This window comes from Dongia sp., assembly GCF_041906375.1.
Classification (GTDB): domain Bacteria; phylum Pseudomonadota; class Alphaproteobacteria; order Dongiales; family Dongiaceae; genus Dongia.
The window spans coordinates 592637-617836 of record NZ_JAYRJJ010000002.1; the positions used below are offsets into that span (position 1 = coordinate 592637).

Annotated in this window: 30 protein-coding genes and 1 riboswitch; of the genes, 14 read left to right on the forward strand and 16 right to left on the reverse strand. The window is 63.6% G+C overall.

Going from position 1 to position 25200, the window contains the following annotated elements; all coding sequences use genetic code 11:
* Positions 1 to 87: 87 nt before the first annotated feature.
* From cobO to cobU, 4 genes are all read right to left on the reverse strand, one after another.
* Positions 88 to 708, reverse strand: coding sequence for a cob(I)yrinic acid a,c-diamide adenosyltransferase (cobO, locus tag ACE3OA_RS09590; RefSeq protein WP_374310393.1), 621 nt, complete (start codon positions 706 to 708; stop codon positions 88 to 90).
* Positions 705 to 4430: a cobaltochelatase subunit CobN gene (cobN, locus tag ACE3OA_RS09595; protein WP_374310395.1), complete on the reverse strand. Its 3726-nt coding sequence runs from the start codon at positions 4428 to 4430 to the stop codon at positions 705 to 707. The genes cobO and cobN overlap by 4 nt, the downstream gene beginning before the upstream one ends.
* 159 nt (positions 4431 to 4589) lie before the next feature.
* Entirely contained in the window at positions 4590 to 5654 is a 1065-nt protein-coding gene (gene cobW / locus ACE3OA_RS09600) for a cobalamin biosynthesis protein CobW (protein ID WP_374310397.1), read from the reverse strand.
* Between the two features lie 38 nt (positions 5655 to 5692).
* Positions 5693 to 6253: a bifunctional adenosylcobinamide kinase/adenosylcobinamide-phosphate guanylyltransferase gene (cobU, locus tag ACE3OA_RS09605; protein WP_374310399.1), complete on the reverse strand. Its 561-nt coding sequence runs from the start codon at positions 6251 to 6253 to the stop codon at positions 5693 to 5695.
* Between the two features lie 29 nt (positions 6254 to 6282).
* Positions 6283 to 6507: riboswitch (cobalamin riboswitch) on the reverse strand.
* A gap of 211 nt (positions 6508 to 6718) precedes the next feature.
* Between cobU and ACE3OA_RS09610 the strand changes: the two genes are divergently transcribed.
* From ACE3OA_RS09610 to ACE3OA_RS09625, 4 genes are all read left to right on the forward strand, one after another.
* Positions 6719 to 7909: a sensor histidine kinase gene (locus ACE3OA_RS09610; protein ID WP_374310401.1), complete on the forward strand. Its 1191-nt coding sequence runs from the start codon at positions 6719 to 6721 to the stop codon at positions 7907 to 7909.
* A gap of 87 nt (positions 7910 to 7996) precedes the next feature.
* Positions 7997 to 8761 carry an SDR family NAD(P)-dependent oxidoreductase gene (locus tag ACE3OA_RS09615; protein ID WP_374310403.1) on the forward strand — a complete coding sequence of 255 codons (765 nt, stop codon included), beginning with the start codon at positions 7997 to 7999 and terminating at the stop codon, positions 8759 to 8761.
* 70 nt (positions 8762 to 8831) lie between these two features.
* On the forward strand, positions 8832 to 9128 hold the full coding sequence (locus ACE3OA_RS09620; RefSeq protein WP_374310405.1) for a hypothetical protein: 297 nt from the start codon (positions 8832 to 8834) through the stop codon (positions 9126 to 9128).
* Positions 9125 to 9544 (forward strand): hypothetical protein, encoded by a 420-nt coding sequence (locus ACE3OA_RS09625; protein WP_374310407.1) that lies wholly within the window; start codon positions 9125 to 9127, stop codon positions 9542 to 9544. Before ACE3OA_RS09620 ends, ACE3OA_RS09625 begins: the two co-directional genes overlap by 4 nt.
* On the opposite strand, the gene arsC is transcribed toward ACE3OA_RS09625, so the two are convergent.
* A complete protein-coding gene (arsC, locus tag ACE3OA_RS09630) occupies positions 9541 to 9888 on the reverse strand; it encodes an arsenate reductase (glutaredoxin) (protein ID WP_374310409.1) in 348 nt (115 codons plus the stop codon). The genes ACE3OA_RS09625 and arsC overlap by 4 nt on opposite strands.
* A 69-nt stretch (positions 9889 to 9957) precedes the next feature.
* Here arsC and ACE3OA_RS09635 point away from each other — a divergent pair, with 69 nt between their 5' ends.
* From ACE3OA_RS09635 to ACE3OA_RS09645, 3 genes are all read left to right on the forward strand, one after another.
* Complete coding sequence (locus ACE3OA_RS09635; protein WP_374310411.1) at positions 9958 to 10482, forward strand: PAS domain-containing protein; 525 nt, start codon at positions 9958 to 9960, stop codon at positions 10480 to 10482.
* Between the two features lie 72 nt (positions 10483 to 10554).
* Positions 10555 to 10806 carry a molybdopterin converting factor subunit 1 gene (gene moaD, locus ACE3OA_RS09640; RefSeq protein ID WP_374310413.1) on the forward strand — a complete coding sequence of 84 codons (252 nt, stop codon included), beginning with the start codon at positions 10555 to 10557 and terminating at the stop codon, positions 10804 to 10806.
* A gap of 7 nt (positions 10807 to 10813) precedes the next feature.
* Positions 10814 to 11320: a molybdenum cofactor biosynthesis protein MoaE gene (locus ACE3OA_RS09645; protein WP_374310415.1), complete on the forward strand. Its 507-nt coding sequence runs from the start codon at positions 10814 to 10816 to the stop codon at positions 11318 to 11320.
* 1 nt (position 11321) lies between these two features.
* Here ACE3OA_RS09645 and ACE3OA_RS09650 read toward each other — a convergent pair whose 3' ends face one another.
* Positions 11322 to 11651 carry a hypothetical protein gene (locus tag ACE3OA_RS09650; RefSeq protein ID WP_374310416.1) on the reverse strand — a complete coding sequence of 110 codons (330 nt, stop codon included), beginning with the start codon at positions 11649 to 11651 and terminating at the stop codon, positions 11322 to 11324.
* Between the two features lie 128 nt (positions 11652 to 11779).
* Positions 11780 to 12241 carry a carboxymuconolactone decarboxylase family protein gene (locus tag ACE3OA_RS09655; RefSeq protein ID WP_374310418.1) on the reverse strand — a complete coding sequence of 154 codons (462 nt, stop codon included), beginning with the start codon at positions 12239 to 12241 and terminating at the stop codon, positions 11780 to 11782.
* Positions 12242 to 12307: 66 nt separating this feature from the next.
* On the opposite strand from ACE3OA_RS09655, the gene ACE3OA_RS09660 reads away from it, so the two are divergent.
* On the forward strand, positions 12308 to 12823 hold the full coding sequence (locus ACE3OA_RS09660; protein WP_374310420.1) for a MarR family winged helix-turn-helix transcriptional regulator: 516 nt from the start codon (positions 12308 to 12310) through the stop codon (positions 12821 to 12823).
* On the opposite strand, the gene ACE3OA_RS09665 is transcribed toward ACE3OA_RS09660, so the two are convergent.
* Positions 12820 to 13608 (reverse strand): helix-turn-helix domain-containing protein, encoded by a 789-nt coding sequence (locus tag ACE3OA_RS09665; RefSeq protein WP_374310422.1) that lies wholly within the window; start codon positions 13606 to 13608, stop codon positions 12820 to 12822. The genes ACE3OA_RS09660 and ACE3OA_RS09665 overlap by 4 nt on opposite strands.
* Positions 13609 to 13709: 101 nt before the next feature.
* Between ACE3OA_RS09665 and hppD the strand changes: the two genes are divergently transcribed.
* From hppD to ACE3OA_RS09680, 3 genes are read left to right on the forward strand one after another with little or no spacing between them, the layout of a single operon-like run.
* Complete coding sequence (gene hppD / locus ACE3OA_RS09670; protein WP_374310424.1) at positions 13710 to 14780, forward strand: 4-hydroxyphenylpyruvate dioxygenase; 1071 nt, start codon at positions 13710 to 13712, stop codon at positions 14778 to 14780.
* Positions 14781 to 14792: 12 nt separating this feature from the next.
* Complete coding sequence (locus tag ACE3OA_RS09675) at positions 14793 to 15338, forward strand: VOC family protein (protein ID WP_374310426.1); 546 nt, start codon at positions 14793 to 14795, stop codon at positions 15336 to 15338.
* The gene (locus tag ACE3OA_RS09680) at positions 15335 to 16336 is read left to right on the forward strand and encodes a fumarylacetoacetate hydrolase family protein (RefSeq protein ID WP_374310428.1); all 1002 of its coding nucleotides are present in this window, start codon (positions 15335 to 15337) and stop codon (positions 16334 to 16336) included. The genes ACE3OA_RS09675 and ACE3OA_RS09680 overlap by 4 nt, the downstream gene beginning before the upstream one ends.
* A gap of 66 nt (positions 16337 to 16402) precedes the next feature.
* On the opposite strand, the gene ACE3OA_RS09685 is transcribed toward ACE3OA_RS09680, so the two are convergent.
* From ACE3OA_RS09685 to ACE3OA_RS09700, 4 genes are all read right to left on the reverse strand, one after another.
* Entirely contained in the window at positions 16403 to 16630 is a 228-nt protein-coding gene (locus ACE3OA_RS09685) for a hypothetical protein (RefSeq protein WP_374310430.1), read from the reverse strand.
* A gap of 152 nt (positions 16631 to 16782) precedes the next feature.
* Entirely contained in the window at positions 16783 to 16992 is a 210-nt protein-coding gene (locus ACE3OA_RS09690) for a cold-shock protein (RefSeq protein WP_374310432.1), read from the reverse strand.
* Positions 16993 to 17209: 217 nt separating this feature from the next.
* Positions 17210 to 18376 carry a DNA alkylation repair protein gene (locus ACE3OA_RS09695; protein ID WP_374310434.1) on the reverse strand — a complete coding sequence of 389 codons (1167 nt, stop codon included), beginning with the start codon at positions 18374 to 18376 and terminating at the stop codon, positions 17210 to 17212.
* 7 nt (positions 18377 to 18383) lie between these two features.
* Positions 18384 to 18722, reverse strand: coding sequence for an antibiotic biosynthesis monooxygenase (locus tag ACE3OA_RS09700; RefSeq protein ID WP_374310436.1), 339 nt, complete (start codon positions 18720 to 18722; stop codon positions 18384 to 18386).
* Between the two features lie 78 nt (positions 18723 to 18800).
* Here ACE3OA_RS09700 and ACE3OA_RS09705 point away from each other — a divergent pair, with 78 nt between their 5' ends.
* Positions 18801 to 19535 (forward strand): helix-turn-helix transcriptional regulator, encoded by a 735-nt coding sequence (locus ACE3OA_RS09705; protein WP_374310439.1) that lies wholly within the window; start codon positions 18801 to 18803, stop codon positions 19533 to 19535.
* A gap of 3 nt (positions 19536 to 19538) precedes the next feature.
* Here the strand turns inward: ACE3OA_RS09705 and ACE3OA_RS09710 are convergent, their stop codons facing one another.
* The 3 genes from ACE3OA_RS09710 to ACE3OA_RS09720 form a co-directional block, all read right to left on the reverse strand.
* Entirely contained in the window at positions 19539 to 20315 is a 777-nt protein-coding gene (locus ACE3OA_RS09710; protein WP_374310441.1) for an enoyl-CoA hydratase, read from the reverse strand.
* 16 nt (positions 20316 to 20331) lie between these two features.
* Positions 20332 to 20694 carry a hypothetical protein gene (locus tag ACE3OA_RS09715; RefSeq protein WP_374310444.1) on the reverse strand — a complete coding sequence of 121 codons (363 nt, stop codon included), beginning with the start codon at positions 20692 to 20694 and terminating at the stop codon, positions 20332 to 20334.
* Between the two features lie 84 nt (positions 20695 to 20778).
* Positions 20779 to 21474: an ArsR/SmtB family transcription factor gene (locus tag ACE3OA_RS09720; RefSeq protein ID WP_374310446.1), complete on the reverse strand. Its 696-nt coding sequence runs from the start codon at positions 21472 to 21474 to the stop codon at positions 20779 to 20781.
* Positions 21475 to 21596: 122 nt separating this feature from the next.
* Here ACE3OA_RS09720 and ACE3OA_RS09725 point away from each other — a divergent pair, with 122 nt between their 5' ends.
* Positions 21597 to 21815: a DUF1127 domain-containing protein gene (locus ACE3OA_RS09725; RefSeq protein WP_374310448.1), complete on the forward strand. Its 219-nt coding sequence runs from the start codon at positions 21597 to 21599 to the stop codon at positions 21813 to 21815.
* Positions 21816 to 22014: 199 nt separating this feature from the next.
* Here ACE3OA_RS09725 and ACE3OA_RS09730 read toward each other — a convergent pair whose 3' ends face one another.
* Entirely contained in the window at positions 22015 to 23652 is a 1638-nt protein-coding gene (locus ACE3OA_RS09730) for an EF-hand domain-containing protein (RefSeq protein ID WP_374310450.1), read from the reverse strand.
* Between the two features lie 600 nt (positions 23653 to 24252).
* On the opposite strand from ACE3OA_RS09730, the gene ACE3OA_RS09735 reads away from it, so the two are divergent.
* The gene (locus ACE3OA_RS09735; protein ID WP_320500828.1) at positions 24253 to 25188 is read left to right on the forward strand and encodes a ribose-phosphate pyrophosphokinase; all 936 of its coding nucleotides are present in this window, start codon (positions 24253 to 24255) and stop codon (positions 25186 to 25188) included.
* Positions 25189 to 25200 lie beyond the last annotated feature (12 nt).

The window sequence follows — 25200 nt, forward strand, 5'->3', positions numbered from 1 at the left end:
TGAAGGTGGGAGGAGAAGAGAGATTAAGCCCTCCCACCTTCAGGGGGGAGGGTTGGGTGGGGGGGCGCAAGTGACGCATTTCCACCCTCAGAACTCGATCCCCGCCTGCGCCTTTACGCCGTCGCGGAAGGGGTGCTTGATCATTTCCATCTCGGTCACCAGATCGGCGATGGCGATCAGTTCTTCCTTGGCGTTGCGGCCGGTGAGGCAGACATGGAGATCCGGGCGCTTCGATTCCAGGAACGAAATCACTTCGTCGACCGGCAGGTAATCGTAGCGGAGCGCGATGTTGATCTCGTCGAGCAGGACGAACTGGAAGCTGGGGTCCGACATCATGCGCTTGCCTTCGTCCCAGGCCGCGCGCGCAAAGGCGATGTCGCGGGCACGGTCCTGGGTTTCCCAGGTGAAGCCTTCGCCCAATGCCTTGATCTCGATCTGGTCGGGAAAGCGCTCCAGCACCGTGCGTTCGCCGGTTTCCCATTTGCCCTTGATGAACTGGACGACGCCCACCTTCATCCCGTGGCCGATGCAGCGCATGACCATGCCGAAGGCGGCGGTCGATTTGCCCTTGCCCTTGCCGGTGTGGATGATAATGAGGCCCTTTTCGCGGGTCTTTTCCGCCATCATGCGGTCGCGCGCCTCCTTGCGGCGGGCCGCTTTTTCATTGGCTTTCTGGTTGAGATCTTCGGGGGCTGTCGGTTCGCTCATGCTGCTTCACTCCCTTTGGCCCAGGCATGGAGGCGCATGCCGGCCGAGTTTGATTTTGCCTGCCACAGGCCGCGGGCCTGCGCTTCCAGCAGCCGGTCGGCGATATCCTTCAAGGCTGCCGGATTGTGTCGTTCCAGAAAGTCGCGCACCGCGTCGTCGTCGAGATAGGCATCGAAGACGGCATCGAAATGATGGTCCGCCACGCAATCGGCCGTGGCGGCGAAGGCGAAGAGATAGTCGACCGTGGCCGCCATCTCGAACCCGCCCTTATAGCCATGGCGCATGATGCCGCTGATCCATTTCGGGTTCACGACGCGGGCGCGGACGATGCGCGCGATCTCCTCATCCAGCGCCCGCACCTTGGGTGCTTCGGGCCGCGAATGATCATTGTGCCAGACCACGGCGCGCTTGCCGGTCAAATGCTGGACGGCCGCCGCCAGGCCGCCTTCGAACTGGTAGTAATTATCGCTGTCGAGCAGATCGTGTTCGGCATTGTCCTGATTCTGAAGCACCGCCTCGACGCCGGAAAGCCGATTGGCAAAAAGCTGCTGCTGTGCTTCGCCGTCCGAGCCCTGGCCATAAGCATAGCCGCCCCAGGCAAGGTAGGCGCGCGCCAGATCGCCGGTTTCGGCCCAACCCTTTTCATCGATCAGCGCCTGCAGGCCGGCACCATAGGCACCGGGCTTCGACCCGAAGACGCGGTAGCCGGCCCGGCGCGCGGCATCGCTTGCCGAAACACCATCGGCGATCAGGCTCTGCCGCTCCGCGCGGCAGCGGGCCGCCAACGGGTTGAGCTCGTCCGGCTCGTCGAGTGCCGCCACGTCGCGCGCGGCTGAATCGAAGAGGTCGATCTGCGCCGGAAAGGCGTCGCGGAAGAAACCGGAAACGCGCAAGGTGACATCGACCCGCGGCCGCCCCAGCACGGAAAGCGGCATGATCTCAAATCCGGCGACACGGCCAGATCCGCCAGGATCCCAGGTCGGTTTCACGCCCATTAAGGCCAGTGCCTGGGCGATATCGTCGCCGCCGGTGCGCATGTTGGCGGTTCCCCAGGCGGAAAGCACGATGGCCTTGGGCCAGGCGCCATGTTCCTGGCGGTGTCGTTCCAGCACCAGCAAAGCCGATTGCCAGCCGAGACTCCAGGCAGTCGGCGTCGGCACGGAACGCGTATCGACCGAGAAGAAGTTGCGCCCCGTCGGCAGCACATCGAGCCGGCCGCGCGTGGGCGCGCCGGACGGTCCCGGCTTCACGAAGCGGCCATCGAGGCCTTTGAGGATGCTGGCAATCTCAGCCGCGCCGCAGCCGGCGACACGCGGGCGCAGATCTTCGTCGATGAAGGCCAGCACGTCGCGCGTGCGTGTCCAGGCGGCATCGGGCGCAGCGACTTTCGACACCAGCGCCAGCGCCAGCATTTCGAGCCGTTCGACCGTGTCGCCGGCCAGGCGCCACGCCTCGGCGCTGATCTGCTGCAGGGCCAAGGGCCGCGGACCGGCCCAATTGTCGCCGAGCCGGGTGTTGAGCGGATCGAAATCCAGCCCCAATGCCAGATCGGCGCTGAGCGCGCGGATGAGCGAGGCACCGCGCCCTTCCCCCTTGCCGCGCGGCAGGCGCGTCAGTGCCACCAGCAATTCGTCGAGCATCGCACCCTCCGGTGCCTTGCCGAAGATGTGGAGCCCGTCGCGGATCTGCGCTTCCTTCAATTCGCAGAGATGATTATCGAGCTTGGCGAGCGCCGTGTCGGTATCGTCCTTGGCCAACACGCCGCAATCGGCGGCAAGGCCGCTGCTCAGCGCCAGGTCCAGGATCTGGCGCTTGAGGTCGGCACAACGCCGGGGATCGACCTGGCTCGCCTCGAAATATTCATCGACCAGCCGCTCGAGATCGCGCGTCGGGCCATAACTTTCGGCGCGCGTCAGCGGCGGCGTCATATGATCGATGATGACGGCCTGGGCGCGGCGCTTGGCCTGGGCGCCTTCGCCGGGATCGTTGACGATAAAGGGATAGAGATGCGGCAGGGCGCCGAAGATCGCCTCCGGATAGCATTCAGCGGAGAGCGCCAGGGATTTTCCCGGCAGCCATTCGAGATTGCCGTGCTTGCCCATATGCACCAGCACATGCGCACCGAACTGCCGCCGCAGATAGGCATAGAAGGCGAAATAGTAATGCGGCGGAACGAGGTCGGGATCGTGATAGGAGCTGGTGGGATCGACATTGTAGCCGCGTGCCGGCTGGATGCCGATCAGCACGTTGCCGAACGATATCAGCGGAATGTCGAACCCGTCGCCGTTGAACTGCGGATCTTGCGCGGGGGCACCCCAGCGCGCCGTCACCGTCTGCTGCATGGCCCGGGGCAGGCCAGCAAAGAAGATTTCATAGTCGCGCCGCGCCAGGCGGAACGCACTCTTATCCCGTGCCAACAGCCGCGCCATCAGCGCGTCGCCATCCACTGGAACATCGTCGACGCCATAGCCGGCATTCTGCATGGCGCGCAGCACTTCGATGGTGCCGGCCGGCGTGTCGAGGCCGACGCCGTTGCCGATGCGGCCATCGCGGTTCGGATAATTGGCGAGCACCAGCGCCACGCGACGCGCCGCCGGAGAGGTGCGGCGCAGTTTCACCCAGTTGGCGGCGAGGTCGGCGGTGAAGTCGACCCGGTCGGCGACCGGAAGCGGCGCCACGATGGTGCATTGGGTGGCTTCATCGAAGCGCGCCGCTGATTTCCACGAGATGGCGCGCGTGAGAATGCGGCCGTCGAGTTCCGGGAGCGCCACCTGCATGGCAAGATCGCGTGGCGAAAGGCCCCGCAGGCTCGATTGCCATTGCGCTTCCGATTCCGATGACAGCACCACCTGCAGCACCGGATGATCGGCGCCGTCAAAGGGTGTGGCGAATTCCGCCGCACCCGGCTGCGAGATGGCAAAGCCGGTGCAGTTCAAGGTGATATCCGGCTCTGCCTCGGCATAAAGCGTGCGGATGAGATCGGCGGCGACCGCTTCCTTCAAGGAATTGACGAAGATCGGCAGCGGATTGAGCCCGCGCGCGGCCAGGGCCCGGATCAGCGCATCGATCGGCGCCAGCGTGCCCGATTGCAGCAGGGCGCGGTAGAAGACGAGGCCGGCAACCGGTGCCCCAGCGCGCCAATGCGGTGCCAGATCGGAAAGCCCCAACACGTCGGCGCCCGGCCAATAGAGGCCGGCCCGCAGCAGGGGCCGCGGTTCCTGCCAGATCGCGTCATAGCCGATGAGGCTGGCGGCGAAATGAAGAAAGCCCTCGGCATTGGGTTGGCCGCCATGGACCTGGTATTGCCACAGGCGATGCGCATCGCCATCGGCGATGGTCGAGCGGCGGGAGAGTTCGGTATCCGGTTGGTCGTCGCCGGAAAGGCACGCAAAGCCGATGCCCCGCGCGGCCGTGATCGCCGCCAATTGCTCGACGCCGTAAGGCCAATAGCGCTCGCCGCCGATGAGGCGCAGCACCACCAGCTTGGCGCCGGCAACCACCTGGTCGACATAGAGATCGACCGACATGTTGTGCTGCAGCTGCAGCAGATTGGCCAGGCGCAGGCTGGGCTTGGGCTCGGGCAGGGCCGCATGTGCCGCGGCCAATGCTGCAAGCTCGGTATCGGCGGCACTCAGCACCACGATCTCGGCCGGTGTCTGGCCGAGATCGACGGCCTCATTGCCATCGCTGATGGTTCCGGGCTTGGCAGCAAGCAGATGCATCAGCCGCTCACCGAAATTGTCGCACAACCCCTCACCCCAACCCCTCTCCCCATTTCATGGGGCGAGGGGCACGGAGCGGACTCGGTCGCTCCCTCGCCCCGCGAGAGCGGGGAGAGGGTGGGGGTGAGGGGATTCAGGCGCGGCATGACCGGGATGGATTCATTGTGCGAGCGCTGCCGTGATGGCGGCGCGGTCGAGGCCCTTGAGGCCAATGATGACGATCTGGCCGCGGCGCCCTTCGGCCGCATCCCAGGGACGGTCATAGTAATGCTGCAGCCGGTTGCCAACGCCCTGGAGCACGAGACGCATATCCTTGCCGGTCACCGCGAGGAAGCCCTTCACGCGCAGGATGTCGTGGCGTTCGATCGCCGGGACGAGCTTGGCCAGCAGGTCCTGCGGGGCGCCAAGTTCGGCGATGTCGATATGGAAGCTTTCGAAATCGTCGTGATTGTGATCCTCGCCTTCCAGTTCATGATGCGAGGGTCGTGCGGCGAGATCGCTTTCGGCCGAGGCATCGAGCCCCAGCAGCACGCGCGGGTCAACCTCGCCAAAGCGCGCCGTGATCATCTTCGCCGGCCGCTGCAGTTCCTTGATGATATGGCCTTGCGCCGCTTCATGCTCGGCGCCCGACATCTGGTCGGCCTTGTTGACGATGATGAGGTCGGCGCAGTTGATCTGGTCTTCGAACAGTTCCGCCAAGGGACTGTCATGGTCGAGCCCGTCATCCATCTTGCGCTGCGCATCGACCGCGTCCGGGTTGTCGGCAAAGCGGCCGGCGGCCACCGCTGGGCCATCGACCACGGCGACGACACCGTCGACCGTGACGCGGGTGCGGATTTCCGGCCAGTTGAACGCCTTCACCAGCGGCTTGGGCAAAGCCAGGCCCGATGTTTCGATGACGATGTGATCGGGCGGATTGGCTCGGTCGAGCAGCGCCTTGATGGTGGGCAGGAAATCGTCGGCCACGGTGCAGCAAATGCAGCCATTGGCCAGCTCGACGATGTTCTCGTCCGGGCAACCTTCGATCTTGCAGCCCTTGACGATTTCGCCATCGACGCCGAGCTCGCCGAACTCGTTGATGATGAGCGCCAGGCGCTTGCCGCCGGCATTCTTCAAAAGATGCTGGATGAGGCTGGTCTTGCCCGCCCCCAGGAAGCCGGTGACGATGGTTGCCGGAATCTTCCCGGAAATTTTGCCGTTGGTGGTCGCTGGGGTGAGGGACATGATGGGTTCCTTGATCGGCAGACGCAGGGTCGGCGTCGTTATTTCAGTATCAGCGGCAGGCCCGCCGCGACGAACAGCACGTGATCGGCGCACGCTGCGATGCGCTGGTTGAGCCGCCCGGCTGCATCGCGGAAATCGCGCGCCAGTTTATTGTCCGGCACGATGCCGAGGCCCACTTCATTGGCGACGAAAATCAGCGGGCCGCCGCATTGGCCGAGCGCGGTCTCGAGCGCGTCGCATTGCGCAACCACATCGCGTTCCGCCAGCATTACATTGGTGAGCCACAGCGTCAGACAATCCACCAGGACCGCCGCGCCCTTCTCTGTTTCCGCCACGATCGCCTGGGCCAGTTCCAGCGGCTCCTCGACCAGGCGCCAATCGGGATCGCGCCGGGACTGGTGCAGCTTCACCCGCGCGGCCATCTCGTCGTCGCGGATTTCGGCCGTGGCGATATAGGTGCGGGCGCCCGTATGGCGGTCGAGCACTTCTTCGGCATAGCGGCTCTTGCCCGAGCGCGCGCCGCCCAACACCAGGGTGATGGCGGGAAGCGGGGTGATCAGGCCGGTGAGGCCGGTGCCGTGTGACAAGGATCGAGCCATGATGGCGCGAAACCTCCCTCCGAGGTCGTTGCCGAAATCGCTTAACCGCCGAGGTTTCCTGGCTCGACCGAATCTTCCGCGGGTCACCTTCCCAGCCGATACCGGCCAGTGGCCAAAAACCCGCGATACCCCAACAAAATGTTAGGGTAACGGTCCTACAGTTGCGGGGGCAGCGCCGGATTGACCGCGTGTGGCGGCTGACCGGCTTCCCTCACTGCGGTTGGCGGCAACCTAGCGAAAGCGTCGGACATTGACCAGCCAGAAAGGCCGCGCGTAGTTGATCATCAATTCATACGAAAATCACACCATGGTGATGATTATTGTTTAAAAGCGTTTACCTCTCCTTATTCATCCGATGCCAATCTACTGGCTCCTCATTTTTGAATCTTTGAAAAGACGTGGCGAAGGTAAAGTCCCGCCGCCGGATGGAAGAAGTTGACCGGATCCGCCGAACGAGAAATGTGGATGAACCAAGCCTTACCGCGACAGACCAGCATGTCGAAGGTTGATGCGTTGATGCTCGACGTCGTCGCGACGCCGATCGTCATCACGCATCTTGGCACCACGGACATTCTCTATGCCAACGACGCGGCACGGGCGCTGTTCGAGCGGCCGACCGATCTCAAGCAGGAACCACATGCGGAATCGCTCTATGCCGATCCCGCCGTCCGTACCAGCCTCATCCAGCGGCTACGCCGTGAAGGCATCGTCAGCAATTTCGAGATCGAGTTCCTGACCTTCACCGGCCGCCGCTTCTGGGGCCTGTTGTCGGGCCGTGTCACCAGCTTCGATGGTGAGAACGCCCTGGTGGCTTCCATCGTCGATATTTCGACCCAGAAGGCGCGTGAAGTTCAGCTTGCCCAGGCGACCGAACAATTGCGCATCCAGGCGGCAGCGACAGCGCGGCTCAATCGCGAATTGAAGAGCCAGCAGCAGGTCGCCATCATCGCCAGCCGCGCCAAGAGCGACTTCCTTGCCCGCATGAGCCACGAATTGCGCTCGCCGCTCAACGCGATCCTCGGCTTTTCCGAAGTCATCGCCGACCGGGTCTTCGGCGTCGAGGGCGTGGAGCGCTATCAGGATTATGCCCGCAACATTCATGAAGCCGGCGGCCACCTCCTCGAACTCATCAACGACATTCTCGACCTATCCAAGGTCGAAGCCGGCGAATTGCACCTGACGCTGGAGCCGATCGAACTCAAGGAACTGATCAAGGGCTCCGTGCTGCTGATGACGCCGATTGCCGAGAAGCGCGGCGTGCAGCTGGTCGTGGATCTCGGCCGTTCGCCCTTGTCGCTGGTGGCGGATCGCCGCCGCTTGCGGCAGATGGTGGTGAACCTGGTCAGCAATGCGATCAAGTTCACCCTGGCCGGCGGCACGGTCATGGTCACCGCACATCAGGACCAGGGCAATATCGTCATCGACGTCGCCGATTCAGGCATCGGCATGACGCCGGAGCAAGTGAAGGTGGCGCTGCAGCCCTTCGGCCAGGTCGCCACCGACAGTCCCTATGCGCAGGTCGGTACCGGCCTTGGACTCCCCATCGTCGAATCGCTGGTAAAGCTCCATGGCGGCCGCCTCGACATCAATTCGACACCCAATGTCGGCACCACGGCGACACTGACCTTGCCGAAAGTGTGCGACCCCGCCGCCTGATCCCCAATGCGCAGCCCGGCACCTCGAGGGCCTTGCTGATATCAGCGCGGTCATGCGACCTTGCCGCCAGCATCAGGGGGCTGCCGCATGACCGACCCATTCACCATCCTCATTACCGGTGCTGCGTCCGGCATCGGTGCCGCAACCGCCCGCGCCCTTGCACGACCCGGCGCCCGCATGCTGCTGCATACCAGGAGCAACCGCGCCGGTCTCGAAGCCGTTGCTGCGGAGCTTGAAGCAATGGGCGCCCGCACGGCACTCGCCCTGGGTGATCTCGCGGCACGCGATACCGGTGCCGCCCTGGTAACAGCTGCAATCGACGCCTTCGGCGCACTCGACATTCTCATCAGCAATGCCGGCTTCCCTTTGCGCCCCTTGATCGGCAGCCTGACGCGCGACGAGTTTGAACATGCGCATGCGGTCATCGCCGGCGGCTTCTTCGCCCTTGCGACCGCGGCATTGCCGCATCTCAAGGCCGCGGGACCGCGCGGTCGCGTGGTCGCCATCTCGACCCACAATGCGCATCTCTTCCTGCCGGGCTATCTCAACTTTCCGGCTTCCGCCGCGGCCAAGGCGGCACTGGAAACGATGGTGAAGTCGCTGGCCCTACAGCTGGCCCCCGATGGTGTCACCGTCAACGCGATTGCCCCCGGCCTCATCGCCAAGGACAAATCCGCCGGCGAGCAGACCCTGTCGCCCGAAGAATGGCAGAGGCTCAAAGCGCGCATCCCCATGGGCGATCTGGGAACGCCGGCGGACATCGCCGCGACCGTGGCCTTCCTCTGCTCGCCCGCCGCTCGCTATGTCACCGGGCAGATCCTTCATGTCGATGGCGGGTTGGTGATCCGCTAGGAGCCAAGCTTTCTGCTACTTGCTTTCGCGATGTTATCTTGGTACATAGATACCATCAAGGAGCAAGCAAATGGCCAAACACGTCCAGAATTTGCAACCGGCGACGGAGCTGGTCGAACGCGTACAGACCGGGGTGCGGCTGGAGAAGCGGCTGTTGAAGGTGCTCAAAGCCGTGGCCGAGCTGAAGGACATCACGCTGGGCGATCTGATCGAGGGGATGGCGCTCCATGTCTTTGAGGGGAAATGCCCCTTTGACGCCGACACCGTGCAGCAGATCAGCGATTTGAAAAAAGTCTATGGACTGACGCTGACGGCGGAGGCGAGCCACCACTTGAAAGAGGGCGCTGCGAACGGAGACGATGAATGACGGATGACGCTTTTCTGGCAGCTTTGGAAAGCTGCCGCCTTGACCCGGCCGAATTCAGCCATGCAGCGCATATCCGCGCGGGCTTCCTCTATCTGCGGACCCGGGATTTTGCTGAAGCCCTAGGCGCCATGCGCCGCGCGATCAAGGCCTTTGCCGCCTCGATCGGTAAGGACGCGCTCTATCATGAAACGATCACAGTCGCTTTCATGACCTTGATCAATGAACGCATGTCGGCCGACCCGTCGGCAACAGACTGGCCGCGCTTTGCCGAACGGCATGCCGATCTCTTCAGCGGCAATGTGCTCGGCGCCCATTATTCGCCCGAACGCTTGAACGATCCGCAGGCGCGGCAGGTTTTCCTGCTGCCGGATCGCGCCCCGCAAGCCGGCCACCCGGACAGGGACCAAGCCGCCTAGTCGACGATGTCCCAGACCCGCTCCGGCGGTCGGCACACGACGGCGCGTTTACCGTTGACGACGATCGGCCGCTCGATCAACACGGGTTCTTCCACCATTTTCGCCAGCAGCGCGTCCGGCGTCATCTTCGCCACATCGCCCATCGCCTCATAGGCATCGCCCTTGCGGCGCAATATATCGGCGGGTTCCGCGGCCATGGCGCCGAGGATTTTCTTCAGGGTTGCAACATCCGGCGGCGTCTTCAGATACTCGACCACGTTTGGCGCGTGCCCCTTCTCCTTCAGCCAGCCCAGCACCTTGCGCGACGTGCTGCAATTGGGGTTGTGATAGATGGTGATGGACATCGGGCGCCTCTGCGGTCTCTGCTGTGGATGTAACATGATCTGGTGCAGCCTAACGGTGCGAGCAGGGTCTTGCCAACCACACTGACGGATATTCGCGATGCGGCGGGTTTGCGGGCTGATCCACGTTTCGGCCGGCTCATCGCCCATGTCGAAGCCAAGCGCCAGGGGCGCCGCTGGGCCGCGCGCGGTGACATCGACGCCAGCGATATCCCGGCCCTGCTGCCCAATATCTGGATTATCGAGATCGAGCCGGCATCGGGCGACTTGATGCAGCCACGGCTGCGCGTGCGCCTTGCCGGCACACAGGTCGAACGCATCTATGGCCGCACGCTCAGTGGCATCTATCTGGAAAGCCTCGATTGGGGGGCCCATTCGGATCGCATTTTCGCCTCGCTCAACCGTATGGCCGATGAGGGTATCGGCCATTTCCTCGACGTTTCGGCCCAGATCCAGCCGCGTCTGTCGCGCCGGGTGCGGCGGCTCGGCCTGCCGCTCTCCGACGACCAGCAGCGCGTTTCGCATTTGATGCTGCTGGCCTATTACGAATTCAATGCCACGGCACCCGAGCATTTCCACGAATTCTGGCTGCCGTAATTTGCCGCAGTGAGGCCGGACGGTTGCGGAAGGAACTGGACGGGCGGGCGGCGGCATCCTAAATGAGAAGCCATGAAACTGCTCTATTTCGCCTGGATCCGCGCCAAGATCGGCATGGCCGAAGAATCCGTCACCGTCCCCGCCGGCATTGTCACCGTCGCGGACCTGCTCGATTGGCTGGTGACCCGCGGCGACAATTACGCCGCCGCGCTGAAGGAGCGCAAAGTCGTCAAGGTTGCGGTCAACCAGGAATATGTCGGCGCCGACCATCCGCTGAAGCCGGGTGACGAAGTGGCGCTGTTTCCGCCCGTCACCGGTGGGTAAGAAGGCGATGGCTGCCACGATCGCCATCAAGGTGCAGCGCCACGATTTCGACATCGGCGCGGAGTTGACGGCACTCAGTACGGGGAATACCCAGATCGGTGGCGTGGCGAGCTTCACCGGCCTGGTGCGAGACATCGTCCCCGCAGCTACCGGCAAATCGTCCGGCGGCTCCAGCATGACGCTGGAGCATTACCCCGGCATGACGGAGAAGCAGCTCACCGCCATTGCCGAGGAAGCCACGCGGCGCTGGCCGCTTGATGCCTGCCTCATCATCCACCGCTTCGGCAAATTACTGCCGGGGGATCGCATCGTGCTGGTGGCGACAGCCTCGGCCCATCGCGAGGCGGCGCTTGAAGCCTGCGCTTTCCTCATCGACTGGCTGAAGACCAAGGCGCCGTTCTGGAAATTGGAAGACGATGGATCCGCGCAGAATTGGGTCGCCGCCAAAGACAGCGACGATGCTGCCGCGGCGCGCTGGGCGCAGCCCGACCCGTTACCCGACCGGCAGGACTGATTTATTTTTTCGCGTTGCCGCGGGCTTCTTCGGAAACCAGCTTCATCAGGATGTTGCGCCAGCTGGGCGTGGGTGGTGTGTAGCGCACGTCGAGACCGGCGGAATCGTTCTTGATGACGACCCCATAGGTCGGCAGGCTGCGCTCCCATTCCTTCAAGGTGATGACGAAGGAAAATTCGACGCGCTGACCGACCGCCATCCAATCGGGCATGCCGCCGATCAGCACGTCCTGGATGTTCATGTTGACGATCGGATGCGTTTTGCGATCGATCATCACATGCATGTTCTTCAAGGTCAGTCGCGGCAGCGGCTGGGTGTTCTGCGCCTGCATTCCAATACCTTTCCTGAGCCCCCGCGGGTCGCCGGGACCTCGGTCCCGGCCACACTGACGCAAGATGGTTAGGAAATAGTTTATCGCAAGCTGCGAGTCGGTGCGACCTTGCTTGGGGCGACCGTGCTTCAGGCCTCGATGATCGGCGCGAAGCGAAGACCGACGGAGATGCGATTCCAGGCATTGATGTTGGCGATGGCAGCGGTGAGAAAGGCGATCTCATCCTGACTGAATTCCTGTTGCAACGCCTCATAGGCCCCGTCCATCGCTGCGCCATGAGCAAAATCGGTCAGGGCCTCGGCCCAGGCGAGGGCCGCACGTTCACGGGCCGAATAGATATCGGCATCCCGCCAGGCCGCCACCAGATCGAGTTTCGCCGCCGGCACGCCGAGCTTGCGGGCGATCCCCAGATGCATGTTGAGACAGAAGGCACAGCCGTTCATCTGCGAAATGCGCAGCTTGAGAAGCTCGGTGAGATCCTTCGGCAGGCCCGACGCATCGACCGCCTTCCCCAATGCGATCAGCGCATCGCGCGCGGCCGGAGCGATCTTGTAGAAATCCTGCTGCGTGATACGCGGGGCAACAGACATGGCTGGTCCTTTCGACACAATGGCTTTATTGTCAGAATACGAACAACATATAAGAGCTCTGACATTATGCGCAAGCCCCAGTCTGCGAATCTGGCTGCGAATCTGGCCGCGGATCTGGCCGCCAGCCCGACACGCATCCCGAAAGCCGGCGAAGGCAAGCGCGGCGAGGCCGGCTATCTCGGCTATCTGCTGCGGCAGGCCGGCGTGGCACACCGGAACCGTTTCGAGCAGGATCTGGCCGAAATCGGCATCACCAACCCGCAATTCGTCGTCCTCACCATGCTGGCAAGCTATCCCGGCCTTTCCAACGCCGATCTTGCGCGCCTCTCGCTGCTGACGCCGCAGACGGTCAGCGTCATCGTCGGCAACCTCATCCGCGCGGGTCTTGTCGAACGGCGCAAGCATGCGGTGCACGGGCGCATTCAGCATATCGACGTGACCGATGCCGGGCGCGAGACATTGGCGCAATGCCGCAAGCCGGTGCAGCGCGACGAGCAATGGCTGAAACAGGGCCTGAGCGCCACGGAAGAACAGGTCGTGCGGCGCTGGCTGGCAAATCTCGCCCGCGACGCGGCCCTTTAGGCGCGCCTCCCGCCCGCAAGGGCGGTGCCGATCCTGCGCGCGGCGGTGCGCATGTCGGCAAGATGCTTTGCCGCCACATCCTTGGCGGCCAAGACTTCCGCCGGCCAGACCAGGCTGAGACAGCCCAGCGGCACTTCCTGCGGCGCGATCACCACGGCGATATCCATCGGCTCGCGCCCGTAATCGGATGAATGTGGCCAATAGCCGGCAGCGCGCTGGCCATAGCCGCGCTGCCGCGTGGCGCGGAGTTCGGCTGCCAGCTGCCCGCCGGTGACAGCCAGGCGTTCGGCCGGCGAATCCATCCGCGTCACATGACGCAGATGTCGGGCCAGCGCTTCCTCGTCGCAATCTGCCAGCAGGGCGCGGCCGGGGGCGGAGAAGACGAGCGACGGGCGAAAGCCCGCGACCTCGGCATCCACCCCGCCCTCCTGCAGCATGCGCGTCGATTCGATCACCTCAAGCACGCCGTCTTCGACGACCCAGGTGAGGTCCGCGGCAAGGCCGGTGCGTTCTGTCAAAGCGAGCAGATGCGGCAGGGCCCGGCGCGCAACACCGCCGAAATCACGTGCTGTCGGCACGCCAGTCGGCATGGTCGCCACATAACGCCCATCATTGTGCCGCCGGTAGATCCAGCCCTGGCCGGCCAGGGTCAGCAACAGGCGGCTCGCGGTCGGCTTGGGCAGGTCTGCGGCCCGGGCCAGTGCCGCCAGCGTGCCCGGACCGCGCTCGACCAGCACATCCAGCAGGGCGAGACCCCGTTCCAGGCTCCGATTCGTCTTCTGCATGGCCAAAGTGTTTCACCAGGTGAGACGCTTGTCTAGGCCTGCGCCAAAGCGACGCATTAGCATTCGCGTAACCGCCGGAAGGCATCGCCAAGAGGTCCGCCATGAATGAGATCAGCAACCCGATCGGCCTGGACGGGTTCGAATTCGTCGAGTTTGCCGCCCCCGACCCCAAAATCCTCGACCAGGTCTTCAGAAGCCTCGGCTTTGCGCTGGTGGCCGAACATCGCTCCAAGAACGTGCAGCTCTATCGCCAGGGTCGGATCAACTTCATCCTCAACCAGGAGAAGACCAGCCTCGCCCACTATTTCGCCGAGGAACATGGCCCCTCGGCCTGCGGCATGGCCTTCCGTGTCGCCGATGCGCATGCGGCCTATGCCGAATTGCTGAAGCGTGGGGGCCAGCCGATCGACATCGAACCGGGACCGATGGAATTGAAGCTGCCGGCCATCAAAGGCATCGGCGGGGCGCCCATCTATCTCATCGACCGCTATGCACCCGGCGCCAACATCTATGACATCGATTTCCGTTACGTCACCGACGCGCGCGAGCCCACGGGCCTCGGCCTCACCGAGATCGATCACCTGACCCACAACGTCTACAAAGGCCGCATGGCCTTCTGGTCCGGCTATTACGAACGCCTCTTCAATTTCGCGCAGGTGCGCTATTTCGACATCAAGGGCGAATATACCGGCCTGCATTCCAAGGCCATGGCGGCCCCCGACGGCCGCATCCGCATCCCGCTCAACGAAGAGGCGTCGAAGGAAACCGGGCAGATCGAAGAGTTTCTCATGCGCTTCAACGGCGAGGGCATCCAGCATATCGCCCTTTCGACCGACGACATCTACGCCACCGTCGACCGCCTGCGCGCCAATGGCGTGCCCTTCATGAAGGCGCCACCCGCCGCCTATTACGACATGCTGGCGGAACGCCTGCCCGGTCATGGTGAGGATGTGGCCGCCCTGCAATCGCGCGGCCTCCTCATCGACGGCAGCACAGAGGACAAGGACCCGCGCATCCTCATCCAGATTTTCACCACCACGCTGCTGGGTCCGGTCTTCTTCGAGATCATCCAGCGAAAGCGCGAGGAAGGTTTCGGCGAGGGCAATTTCGCCGCCCTCTTCCGTTCGATCGAGCGCGAGCAGATCGAGCGCAAGGTCGTTGGGCGGAATTAGAGGAGAGAGGCGATGACCGGATTCAAACTGGGCGGCGTCCATCATGTCGCCTATCGCTGCCGTGACGCCAAGGAGACGGTGGAATGGTATGGCAGGCATCTCGGCATGGATTTCGTCCTCGCCATCGCCGAGGACGAAGTGCCCTCGACCAAGGAACCCGATCCCTACATGCATGTCTTTCTTGACGCCGGCGGCGGCAACATCCTCGCCTTCTTTGAATTGCCGACCAAGGCGGCGATGGACCGCGACCGCAACACCCCCACTTGGGTGCAGCATCTGGCGCTGAAGGTCGGCAGCGAGGCTGAGCTGCTGGCGGCCAAGGAGAGGCTGACGGCCGCCGGCATCAAGGTGATCGGTCCGGTCGACCATACCCTGTTCCGCTCGATCTATTTCTTCGACCCCAATGGCCACCGCATCGAGCTCGCGGCCGAGACGCAGACGGCGGAGATGAAGCGCCGGCTCGACGAGGTGAAATGGCCGATGCTGGAGGAATGGTCGCAGACCAGGCGCGCGCCCAAGCATGCCCAATGGCTGCATGACGGAAGCCTCGTGAAATGAAACTCGCCAGCCTGAAGAATGGGCGCCGCGACGGCGCCCTGCACGTGGTCGACCGCACCCTCACCCGCGCGGTGCCGGTGCCGGCATACCCGACGCTGCAGGCCGCCCTCGACGATTGGGCGCAGGCGGAACCGGTCCTTGCCGATATCTCGGCAAAGCTGAATGGCGGGCAATGGGCCGGGATCGCGTTCGATCCTGCCGCTTGCCTGTCGCCGCTGCCCCGCGCCTTTCAATGGGCGGACGGGTCGGCCTATGTCAATCACGTGGCCCTGGTGCGCAAGGCGCGCGGCGCCGAATTGCCGGCAAGCTTCTGGACCGATCCGCTGATGTATCAGGGCGGGTCCGATGCCTTCCTGGCGCCCCATGACCCGATCCCGCTCAAGGACCCGCAATGGGGTTGCGATTTCGAAGCGGAGATCGCGGTGGTGACGGATGACGTGGCCCTGGGCAGCGATGTGAGCGTGGCCGCCACCCGCATCCGCTTGCTGATGCTGGTCAATGACGTTTCTCTGCGCGGCCTCATTCCGGACGAGCTGGCCAAGGGCTTCGGCTTCTTCCAGTCGAAGCCGGCCTCAAGCTTCTCGCCCGTCGCGGTGACACCCGATGAACTGGATGCCGCCTGGGACGGAAAGCGCCTTGCCGGCGCCCTGCGCTCGACCCTCAACGGTCAATTGTTCGGCTGTCCCGATGCCGCCACCGACATGACCTTCGACTTCCCGACCCTCATTGCCCATGCCGCGAAGACGCGGGCGCTGGGGGCCGGCACGATCATCGGCTCGGGCACGGTTTCCAACCGCGGGCCCGATGGCGGTCCGGGGACATGGGTGGATGAAGGCGGGCGCGGCTATTCCTGCATCGCCGAGCGACGCATGGTGGAACAGATCGCCACCGGCAAGGCGGTAACGCCCTTCCTGGCGAAGGGCGACCGCGTGCGTATCGAGATGCTGGATGCGAAGGGTGCGTCGATCTTCGGGGCGATCGAGCAGGTGGCACAATAGAGCTACGCCTGCTTCCCTTGCGTCATCCCCGGGCATGACGGGAGAGGTAGAGGTGAGCCGCGCTACTTATTGATTCGGGGAGCGCTTGATCGATTTGATCTTGCCGCGGGACTGGCCGGACATTTCGGCGATCTTGCGGTCTTGCTGCTCAATGAAGGTCTTGGCCGGCTCGTCGCCGTCAAGGCCGCCGAGATCGGCCGCAGGAACCTTGCGGTTCGAGGTCAGGCGACCGTCTTCATAAATCACGTCGAACAGCACGAAGCTGGGATCGACGGCCGGTTTCTTGCGCGCCATGGGAAACTCCAATCTTCGGTCGAGCCAGCGCGCATCGGAATCCATAAGGCCCGGGTCGGCTCGACGATTCTATTTCTTGAAAAAGCAATGGGGCACCAGTTGCCTGGTGCCCCATATCCGTCAGCGCCGCTTGCGGCGGCGCTCACAAAACCTTAGACGGCCTTCAGATTTTCGGCCGAGGTCTTGCCGCGCTTCGGATCGCGCTGCTCTTCGTACGAGACCTTCTGGCCATCGTTGAGGGTGCCGAGACCGGCGCGCTCGACGGCCGAGATGTGCACGAACACGTCCGGGCCACCGGCTTCCGGCTGAATGAAACCGTAACCCTTAGTGCTATTGAACCATTTGACAGTGCCGACGGGCATTGCTGTCCTCCGTAAACATAGTTGGGTGGCGCCACCCCCGATGGGCAACGCATCAGACTGTGTCTCGATATGACGCGATCTGGGCACCCGGAGGGCGTAGCAGGTCGGCAGTACGAAGCAGAATGACAACACTAAGATAGAAAATCCCGAGAAAGACGCAAGAAGAAAGGCGACATCCGGTCGCGCCCCTTGGGTTAACTTCTTGGTATCATTCGATTTAATATCCTCGGTACCGCCCTGAATATTGCCCCTTCTGGGGTATTTCACCCGTTCCGGCACCCGGAAGCAGGTCAAAGGGGGCTTCCGCGACCCGCTGGCCATTGATCCGGAGGTCTACCTTATGCCCGCCCGGGTAGTAGCGGCGGGTCGTCACCGGCTTCAGGGAATGGCGGCGGGCAAGCGTCACGCTCTCGCCGGGCCCGAGGGTGAGCTTGGTCCATTTAAAGACCTTGGGCCGCAGCTCGCCGCGCGCACCCAGATGATGAATGGCGTAGTCGACGATGGCATAAGCGGACGAATCGCCGGCATTGGTGATCGTCACGCCAAGGCCCAGCGACCCACCGATGGCAATTGCCTTGGCATCGAGCTTGATACGGCCGGCACGGAGATCCGCCTTGCCGTCGACGCCCATCAATTCAAGCGCACCCGCATGTCCCTGCTTCACCAGGTGACGCAGCGCATGCCGAATGAGCGGCGCCCGCGCCTCGGCTTTCGCCCAGGGCTTCACATAGCGCACAAGCAGATCAGGATGATCCTTGGCGATGTCGTTGAGGTTGTTGGCGACCGAGCGCCGCACCGCCTCGACCGGATCGTCGCGCAAGGCTTCGAGGATGGGGAAGAGCGGCTTGGGGTCAGCGACCAGTGCGTTGAGGCGAAGCCCCCAGGGGAGCCGCGGCCGGGCCCCTTCCGACGCCAGGCGGCGCAGGCGCCAATCCTTCTCGTCGGCCCAGGCCCGCATCACGGCCAGCACCTGCGCCTGGTCCCGCAGGATGAAGGGGCGGATATCGAATTCGGCGGAGAAATGCCGCGTCGTGCGCGCGAAATATTCGAGTGCCAGATCCGGATGGTCGAGCCCCGCCAGCGACACGAAACGATGGCAGGCAAGAACCCGGAAATTACCGAAATCAGTGCCGTCGCCGGCCGGCGGCGGCGCACCCAGGGCCTTGGTGACGATCTTGACTGACTTCGTGAAATCCCCCGGCAGGAGGTGCTGCATCTCAAGCGCGATACGCTCGATGCGCGCCTTCAACTCCAGCGACGGCAGATCGGCGAGGATGGCCCGAGCGAACCCGTCCTGCGGGAAATCCGCCCAAGCCGTCGCCAAGCGCTGCCCCAGCCATGCGACCGCGTCAGCATTGAAGATCTCCTTGAGCGGTTCCGCCATGATCTGTTCAGGACCTCTGATAGGTAGCAAGTTGAGCAAGATGCAGAATGCCGCTATCCGATACCGCACCTTCCGGCGGGGTGTCGAACTGCATCAGGGCGAAATAGCCGGCGCAGGCCTGGCTCGTTCCCGCGACCTGCATGGCGGCCTCCGCCGCTTCCCGCGATTCCCACCAGACCAGATCGACGAATTCGCCGGGACCCCGCTTCAATAGTTCGCGGCGCATGAAGCCCGGTTGGCGATCCAGAAAGTGCTTTTGCATTTCTGCAGACGCCTGCATCACGCTTCCCTCCGCCACGCCCGGCTTCAGTTTGAAGGGGGCCCATTCGATCGCTTGTTGCGCCATGACATATCTCCTTGTTGCGCTGTTTTTCGGTCGCCGCAAGCTATTGGCAAATATGTCATCTTATGTCGTAATAATACGATGCCGCGAAATTCGGAAAAGAGCCGGCTCGATCGGCTGGAAATCCTGACCGCCTTGCTGCGCGCCGGCGAGTTGACGACGACGTCGGCGCTTGCGGCCGAACTTGGCGTCAGTCAGCGCACGATCGCCCGCGACATCGAGCTGTTGCGCGCGCGCGACCTGCCGATCGATGCCGATCGCGGCCGTGGTGGCGGGCTGCGCCTCAGCCGCAACTGGTCGATCGGCAATGTTCATTTCAATTATCGCGAAGCGATCGATGTGCTGCTGGGCCTTGCCGTGGCCGAGCGGCTTGGCACCACGCTTTTCCTCACTCAGGCTCGCTCTGTGCGCACCAAACTGACAGCGACCTTTGCCGCCGATCAGCGGGACAAGATCAGGCTCCTGCGTCGGCGGGTGCTGGTCGGCAGTCGCGCCTCCGACATGGTGATGTCCGGCTACGATGCCGCCTTCCAATGCGATCTCGGCCTCATTCTAGAAGCGTTCTTCGAAATGAAGCAGCTCGACCTCTGGTACAATGACCGCCAGCAGGCGCGCACCGAGCGCCGGGTGGAGCCGCAATATCTCTATCTCAATTGGCCGGTCTGGTACCTGTTGGCCTGGGACCATTTGCGCGCGGACGTGCACTTCTTCCGTCTCGACCGCATTCGCAAAGTAAAGCCGGTCGGCACAGGCTTTCGCCTGCGCGATGAAGCCTTGTTCCGACCGGCGATCGAGAATATCGCCGAATCGATCTGACGCTCAGCGATGTTTGAAGGCGGCTTTTCGCTTTTCGGCAAAGGCGCTCATGCCTTCCTTCTGGTCCTCGGTCGCGAAGGCGGCGTGGAACAGGCGGCGCTCGAACTTGATGCCTTCGGCAAGACTCGTCTCGAAGGCGCGATTGACGCTCTCCTTGGCCATCAGCACGATGGGCAGCGAGAAATTGGCGATCTTCTCGGCAGCGGCAAGGGCCTCGTCGAGTAGCTTTTCAGGCGCCACCACGCGCGCCACCAGGCCGCTGCGCTCGGCCTCCGCGGCATCCATCATGCGGCCGGTAAGGACGAGGTCCATGGCCTTTGCCTTGCCGATGGCGCGGGTCAGGCGCTGCGTGCCGCCGGCGCCGGGGATGATGCCCAGCGTGATTTCCGGCTGGCCGAATTTCGCATTCTCGGCGGCGATGATGAAGTCGCACATCATGGCGACTTCGCAGCCCCCGCCCAGGGCAAAGCCGGCAACCGCCGCGATCACCGGTTTGCGGCATTGGGCTACGCGTTCCCAGCCCTTGCTGATGAAATCGCTGACCAGCACGTCGACGAAGCCGCGATCCTTCATCTCCTTGATATCGGCACCGGCGGCGAAGGCCTTTTCCGAACCGGTGAGCACAATGGCGCCGATGCCGGCATCGGCCTCAAGCTCGTCGAACGCCACGCCCAGTTCGCGCACCAGCTCATCACAGAGCGCATTCAAGGCCTGCGGGCGGTTGAGGCGGATGAGGCCGACACGGCCCTTGCGTTCAAGCTCGATGGTAGCAAAAGCCATGATAGGGCGGTCCTGATCAGTTTTCGGAAGAAAGGGTGAAGGTCGCGGTGACGGGGCCGGCCGCGGGGCCGAGCACGTCGATCTTGAGCGTTTCGTTCTCGCGCCGCCAATTGCCCTCGTCAGTTTCTTCCCAGCCGAGTTGCGGCAGCGTTGATTCGTAGAAATCATGCACGGCGTCGGCGGTGCCGGGACCGCTGGCATAGGCGGTGACCACCTTGCCCACGGCGGAATCGAACACGGTGGATTTGTCCTTCGCCTCAACCAGGCCGTCGGGCAGCGGCAGATCGCTGATGCCGGAAAGATAATCCGTCGCCAGGGCCGGCAGGGCCGTGGTCGCGAGCGAGGTGACGAGAGCAAGAGCAGCCAGAATTCGGCGCATGTGACAGCCTCCGCGAAAAGGGGCCTCTTTCTAGCGCGGATGGCCTCCATGAACAACCCGGGGGCAGGAACCCGGTTTTCCCTGTCAGGAAAGATCGATGCCGAAACTCTTGCCCAAGCCCAACCGGCCGGCGGGCGTGATGCGTACCGCACGACTGTCACGGATATGTTCTATCCAATGCTGCTCGAAGCAATGGCTGGCCAATGCCGCGCCGATGGCACCGGCCAGATGCGGCCGCCTTTCGCTCCAATCGAGGCAGGGCCGGCAGAAGACCCGGGCATGCTTGTGGCCCAATGCCGCAGGGGCGATGCCGAGATCGGCCAAAGCCGCGCGCCCGCTCGGCGTCACTTCGCCCGCATCTTCGCCCAGCACCACATGGCCGCGTGCCACCAGCGCATCGGCCAGCGCGACGCCGAGGCGCCCGGCCAGATGGTCGTAGCAGGTGCGCGCCAGGCGCATCGCCGCATCGTTGGTGGTGCGCGGCTGAAAGCGCTGCGGGGCGTCGATCGCCGCGAAGGTCATGATGCCTTCCAGCATGCGGCTGACCAGAGGCGAGGCCAGGCGGAAATAGCGGTGCCGACCCTGCTTCACCACGGAAAGGAGATGCGCCGCCTCAAGCTTGGCGAGATGCGCGCTGGCCGTCGAGGCACCGACACCGGCGACATAGGCCAGTTCCGTTGCCGTCAGCGCACGCCCGTCCATCAACGCCGCCAGCATATTTGCCCGCGCCGGATCGCCCACCAGAGAGGCAATTTCCGCCAAGTTTGATCCGAGTGTCATGACGTAATCATAGAAACCGACTGCACTGCCGCCAACCGGAGATGCTTCGGCCGCGAACGAAGCGATCGCACGCGACATCCGATGCGGGCGGACCCATCTTTCTCCCGCAGGAGGAACTGATTATGACAATTCTGACACACAGCAGGTCGGCCCGCCACGACCGCCACGACAAGGAGCCGCAGGACCTGCTGATCCGGCTGATCGATTGGGTGATCGAGGCCATGGAACGCGGCCGCCAGCGCCGCACCCTGGCGGCCCTGAGCGATTATCAACTGCACGATCTCGGCCTCTCGCGCAGCGATGTGGCGGAAGAGACGGCAAAACCGTTCTGGCGGGCGTAAGGCTGAAACCGCACGCATTGCCCTTTTCAAGGCGAGCTTCCGCAAGCCCCCTCACCTCAACTCTCCCCCACATTGGCGGAGACCACAGATGCCTCACAAATCCGCGGGTTCGTCTTAGGGGCCTTCCCTGGCTCAGCTGCGCCCGCGTCCACTGCCGGCTGTGATGGTTTCACAGCCGGCTTTTTCACAGACGCCCGGACTAGCGATCGCAGAGGATTTTCATCGCCAGGACCTGGCCGGTGCTGTCGCGCACGCAGGAACGGCCGGGATCACCAGCCGGCATCGGCACGCCCGGCGCCAGCTGGAAGGTGATGGGTCGCCCGCCGCCGAGGCCGCCCGGAAAACGCGCGATGGGCTTCACGATATCGAAGATATAATCATAGGTGGTGCTCGACACCTGGCCCTGTTCAGTAAGGGTGATTACCGTCTTGCTGTTCCCGGTCGCGCGCGCGACGATGGCGCCGTCGATAAGGAGCTGCAGCAGGCCAGCTTCTTCCGGCAATACCTCATAGGGCTCGACCTTGCCGGCGGCGATGACGCTGGCGGCATCCACGGCGACGGGCACGCCCGACCCATAGCGCCGGACGCTGCGCCAGACTTGTTCCGGCACCTGAGCCGGCCGCTCCGGCTCGGCCGCAGGCTTGGCCAGCGTTTCGCCACCTGGCAGCGAGACACGCAGGAAATCAGGCGCCGCCACGACATCGTCCGGGTCGCGGCCAAGCAGCTCGCGCAACAGCTCGCTGCGCATTTGCGGATCGCGGCGGGACGATTGCATCAATTCGCGCAACCGGCATTGCGGGCCTTTGGCGAAGGTCACCTGATCCGTGGCGAGGCCGGTGACGCCGGCGACCGGTCGGTCACGGCTGTAATGCGGAATGACGACGAAGCGCGCGACGCGATCGACCGCACCGGTGAGCCGCCAAATCATGGGGTCGCCGGCAGCGGCCACGATCCACAATTTATCGTCGCCGGGTTGGATCGCGACCTCGCCCGACCAAGTGGATTCATCCTGACCCGCGACGCTGACGGTGGTGAGATCGCGTCCGCGCTGGGCGCTGAGCAGGACGAGGCGCTGGCCTTCCGGTATCGGCGGCAAGGTACAGCCGGCGATCAACTCACGCTGACGGTGGCGTAGCATGATGGCTTCATATTGCTCGGCCAGCGCTTTCCGCTCCACCTCGCCGATCTCGCCATCGCCATTGGTGTCGAAACGGGCGAAGATGGCTTGCGCCGCTGCCCGCACCTCGCGCAACGTCACCGAGCCATCACCATCGCCATCCATGGCGAGCAGCGCCGTGGCTCGGTCACCGCGCTGGTCGCCGCGTGCCGCAACCGAGTCCGCCGCGGCCTGGCGCATCTCTTCGAAGGTGATGACGCCGTCGGCATTCCCGTCCGGCGCCATGGCGCGGTCAAGTTCAGCGTTGCGCTGTTGTTCGATGATCGTCTGGTCTTGGGCCGTATTGCCATGCCTGCGCGAGGCCTTGCTCTTCTCCATCTCGGCTCGGGTCACCGATCCGTCGCCGTCAAGATCGGCGCGCAGGATCTCCTCGATCCTGTTGGCGCGCGACCCTGCCGCCGCGATCGCCGCCTTGTCGGCGATGATTTGCGCGTTCAGCACGCCGTCGCCATCGGCGACGTTGCGGAACTGGTTCAGCATGCCGGCGGAGAACTCCTCGACCGAGCTCTGGCGCAGGAGGCCGACCAGAAGTTCGAAGGGCATGGCATCGAGCGTTACGGTGGAGGCCGCGGCCGGGTTGGTTTCCTGTGCGGGAACGGGAGTGATCGGAAGCTCGAGAAGGAACGACAACAGCAAGGCCGATTGCAGTGGAATTCGCATAAATTTATCTCTTATAGTTAAATACTCGCATAAAGCGTAGCACCATAAATGCGCGATCGGAAAGGGAAAACCGTCGCGCCGACCGGCCCGCGACGCTGTTCGCCGTGGGGCCCGGCACGTGGAGACTGGCACGCGAGGCCGGACCTTGCGCCTTTGCCCATCGCGGTCTAGGGATCATCGCGATGTCGAGGAGATATCGAATGCCTTATTTCATGGTGATCGGCGCCGGCCTGATCGTCGTCCTGGTCATGTTTTTCGTGGTACTCTAGCCCCCGCCTGGGCCGGCATCCGTTGCTGCGCCGCAACAGTGACCTTCAAAATCCGTAATTACTTTTATTTTCCAATAGCATAACAAATCGGACATATATCCCACGCCACGCTTTACTCCGGGTGGGACCCGCTGATACATTCCGCGCGCCTTTCGACCCCCCGCATCCAAGATCCTGCGGCTTAGGGGAGGGGTTCTTTTGTCTTGTCATTGCTCGGCCTTAACCGGCGGCGGCGGGACGGAAGCCCGGATCGGAAGTTCGATATGGGTAGGCCGGCCGGGCCCCGCAAGGCTCCAGCCGCGTCAGATGCGGGATGAAGAGACGGCACAAGATGAAGATCCTTACCGGCAACAGCAACCGGCCCCTGGCGGAAGCGATTTCGGCCTATCTCAACCTGCCGCTGGTCAATGCCAGCGTGCGGCGCTTCTCGGACATGGAAGTGTTCGTCGAGATCAACGAGAACATCCGCGGCGAGGATGTCTTCATCATCCAGCCGACCTCCTTCCCGACCAACGATAACCTGATGGAATTGCTGGTGACGATCGATGCGTTGAAGCGCAGCTCCGCGCGCCGCATCACCGCCGTCATCCCCTATTACGGCTATGCCCGCCAGGACCGTAAGTCAGGGCCCCGCACGCCGATTTCTGCGAAGCTGGTGGCCAACCTCATCACCACGGCCGGCGTCGACCGCGTCCTGACCGTCGATCTCCATGCCGGGCAGATCCAGGGCTTCTTCGACATCCCGACCGACAATCTTTTTGCCGCCCCCGTCCTCACCAAGGACATCAAGGAGCGCTTCGGCACCGGCAACAATCTGTGCATCGTCAGCCCCGATGTGGGCGGCGTGGTGCGCGCGCGCGCCTTTGCCAAGCGCCTGGATGCTGAACTGGCCATCGTCGACAAGCGCCGCGAGCGCGCCGGCGTTTCCGAAGTCATGAACATCATCGGCGAAGTCGACGGCAAGCGCTGCATCCTGGTCGACGATATCGTCGATTCGGCGGGCACGCTGTGCAATGCCGCGGTGGCGCTCAAAGAAGCCGGCGCCCTCTCCGTTGCCGCCTATGTGACCCATGGCGTTCTCTCCGGCGGTGCCGTGGCACGCGTTTCCGCCTCGCCGCTCGAGAGCCTCGTCATCACCGATTCCATTCAGGCCACCGAAGCCGTGCGCGTGTCGCAGACGGTGCGCCAACTCTCGATCGCGCCGCTGCTCGCGGAAGCCATGGCGCGCATCAGTGAGGAGAAATCGGTCTCGTCCCTGTTCGACTAAAGAACTGGAAGA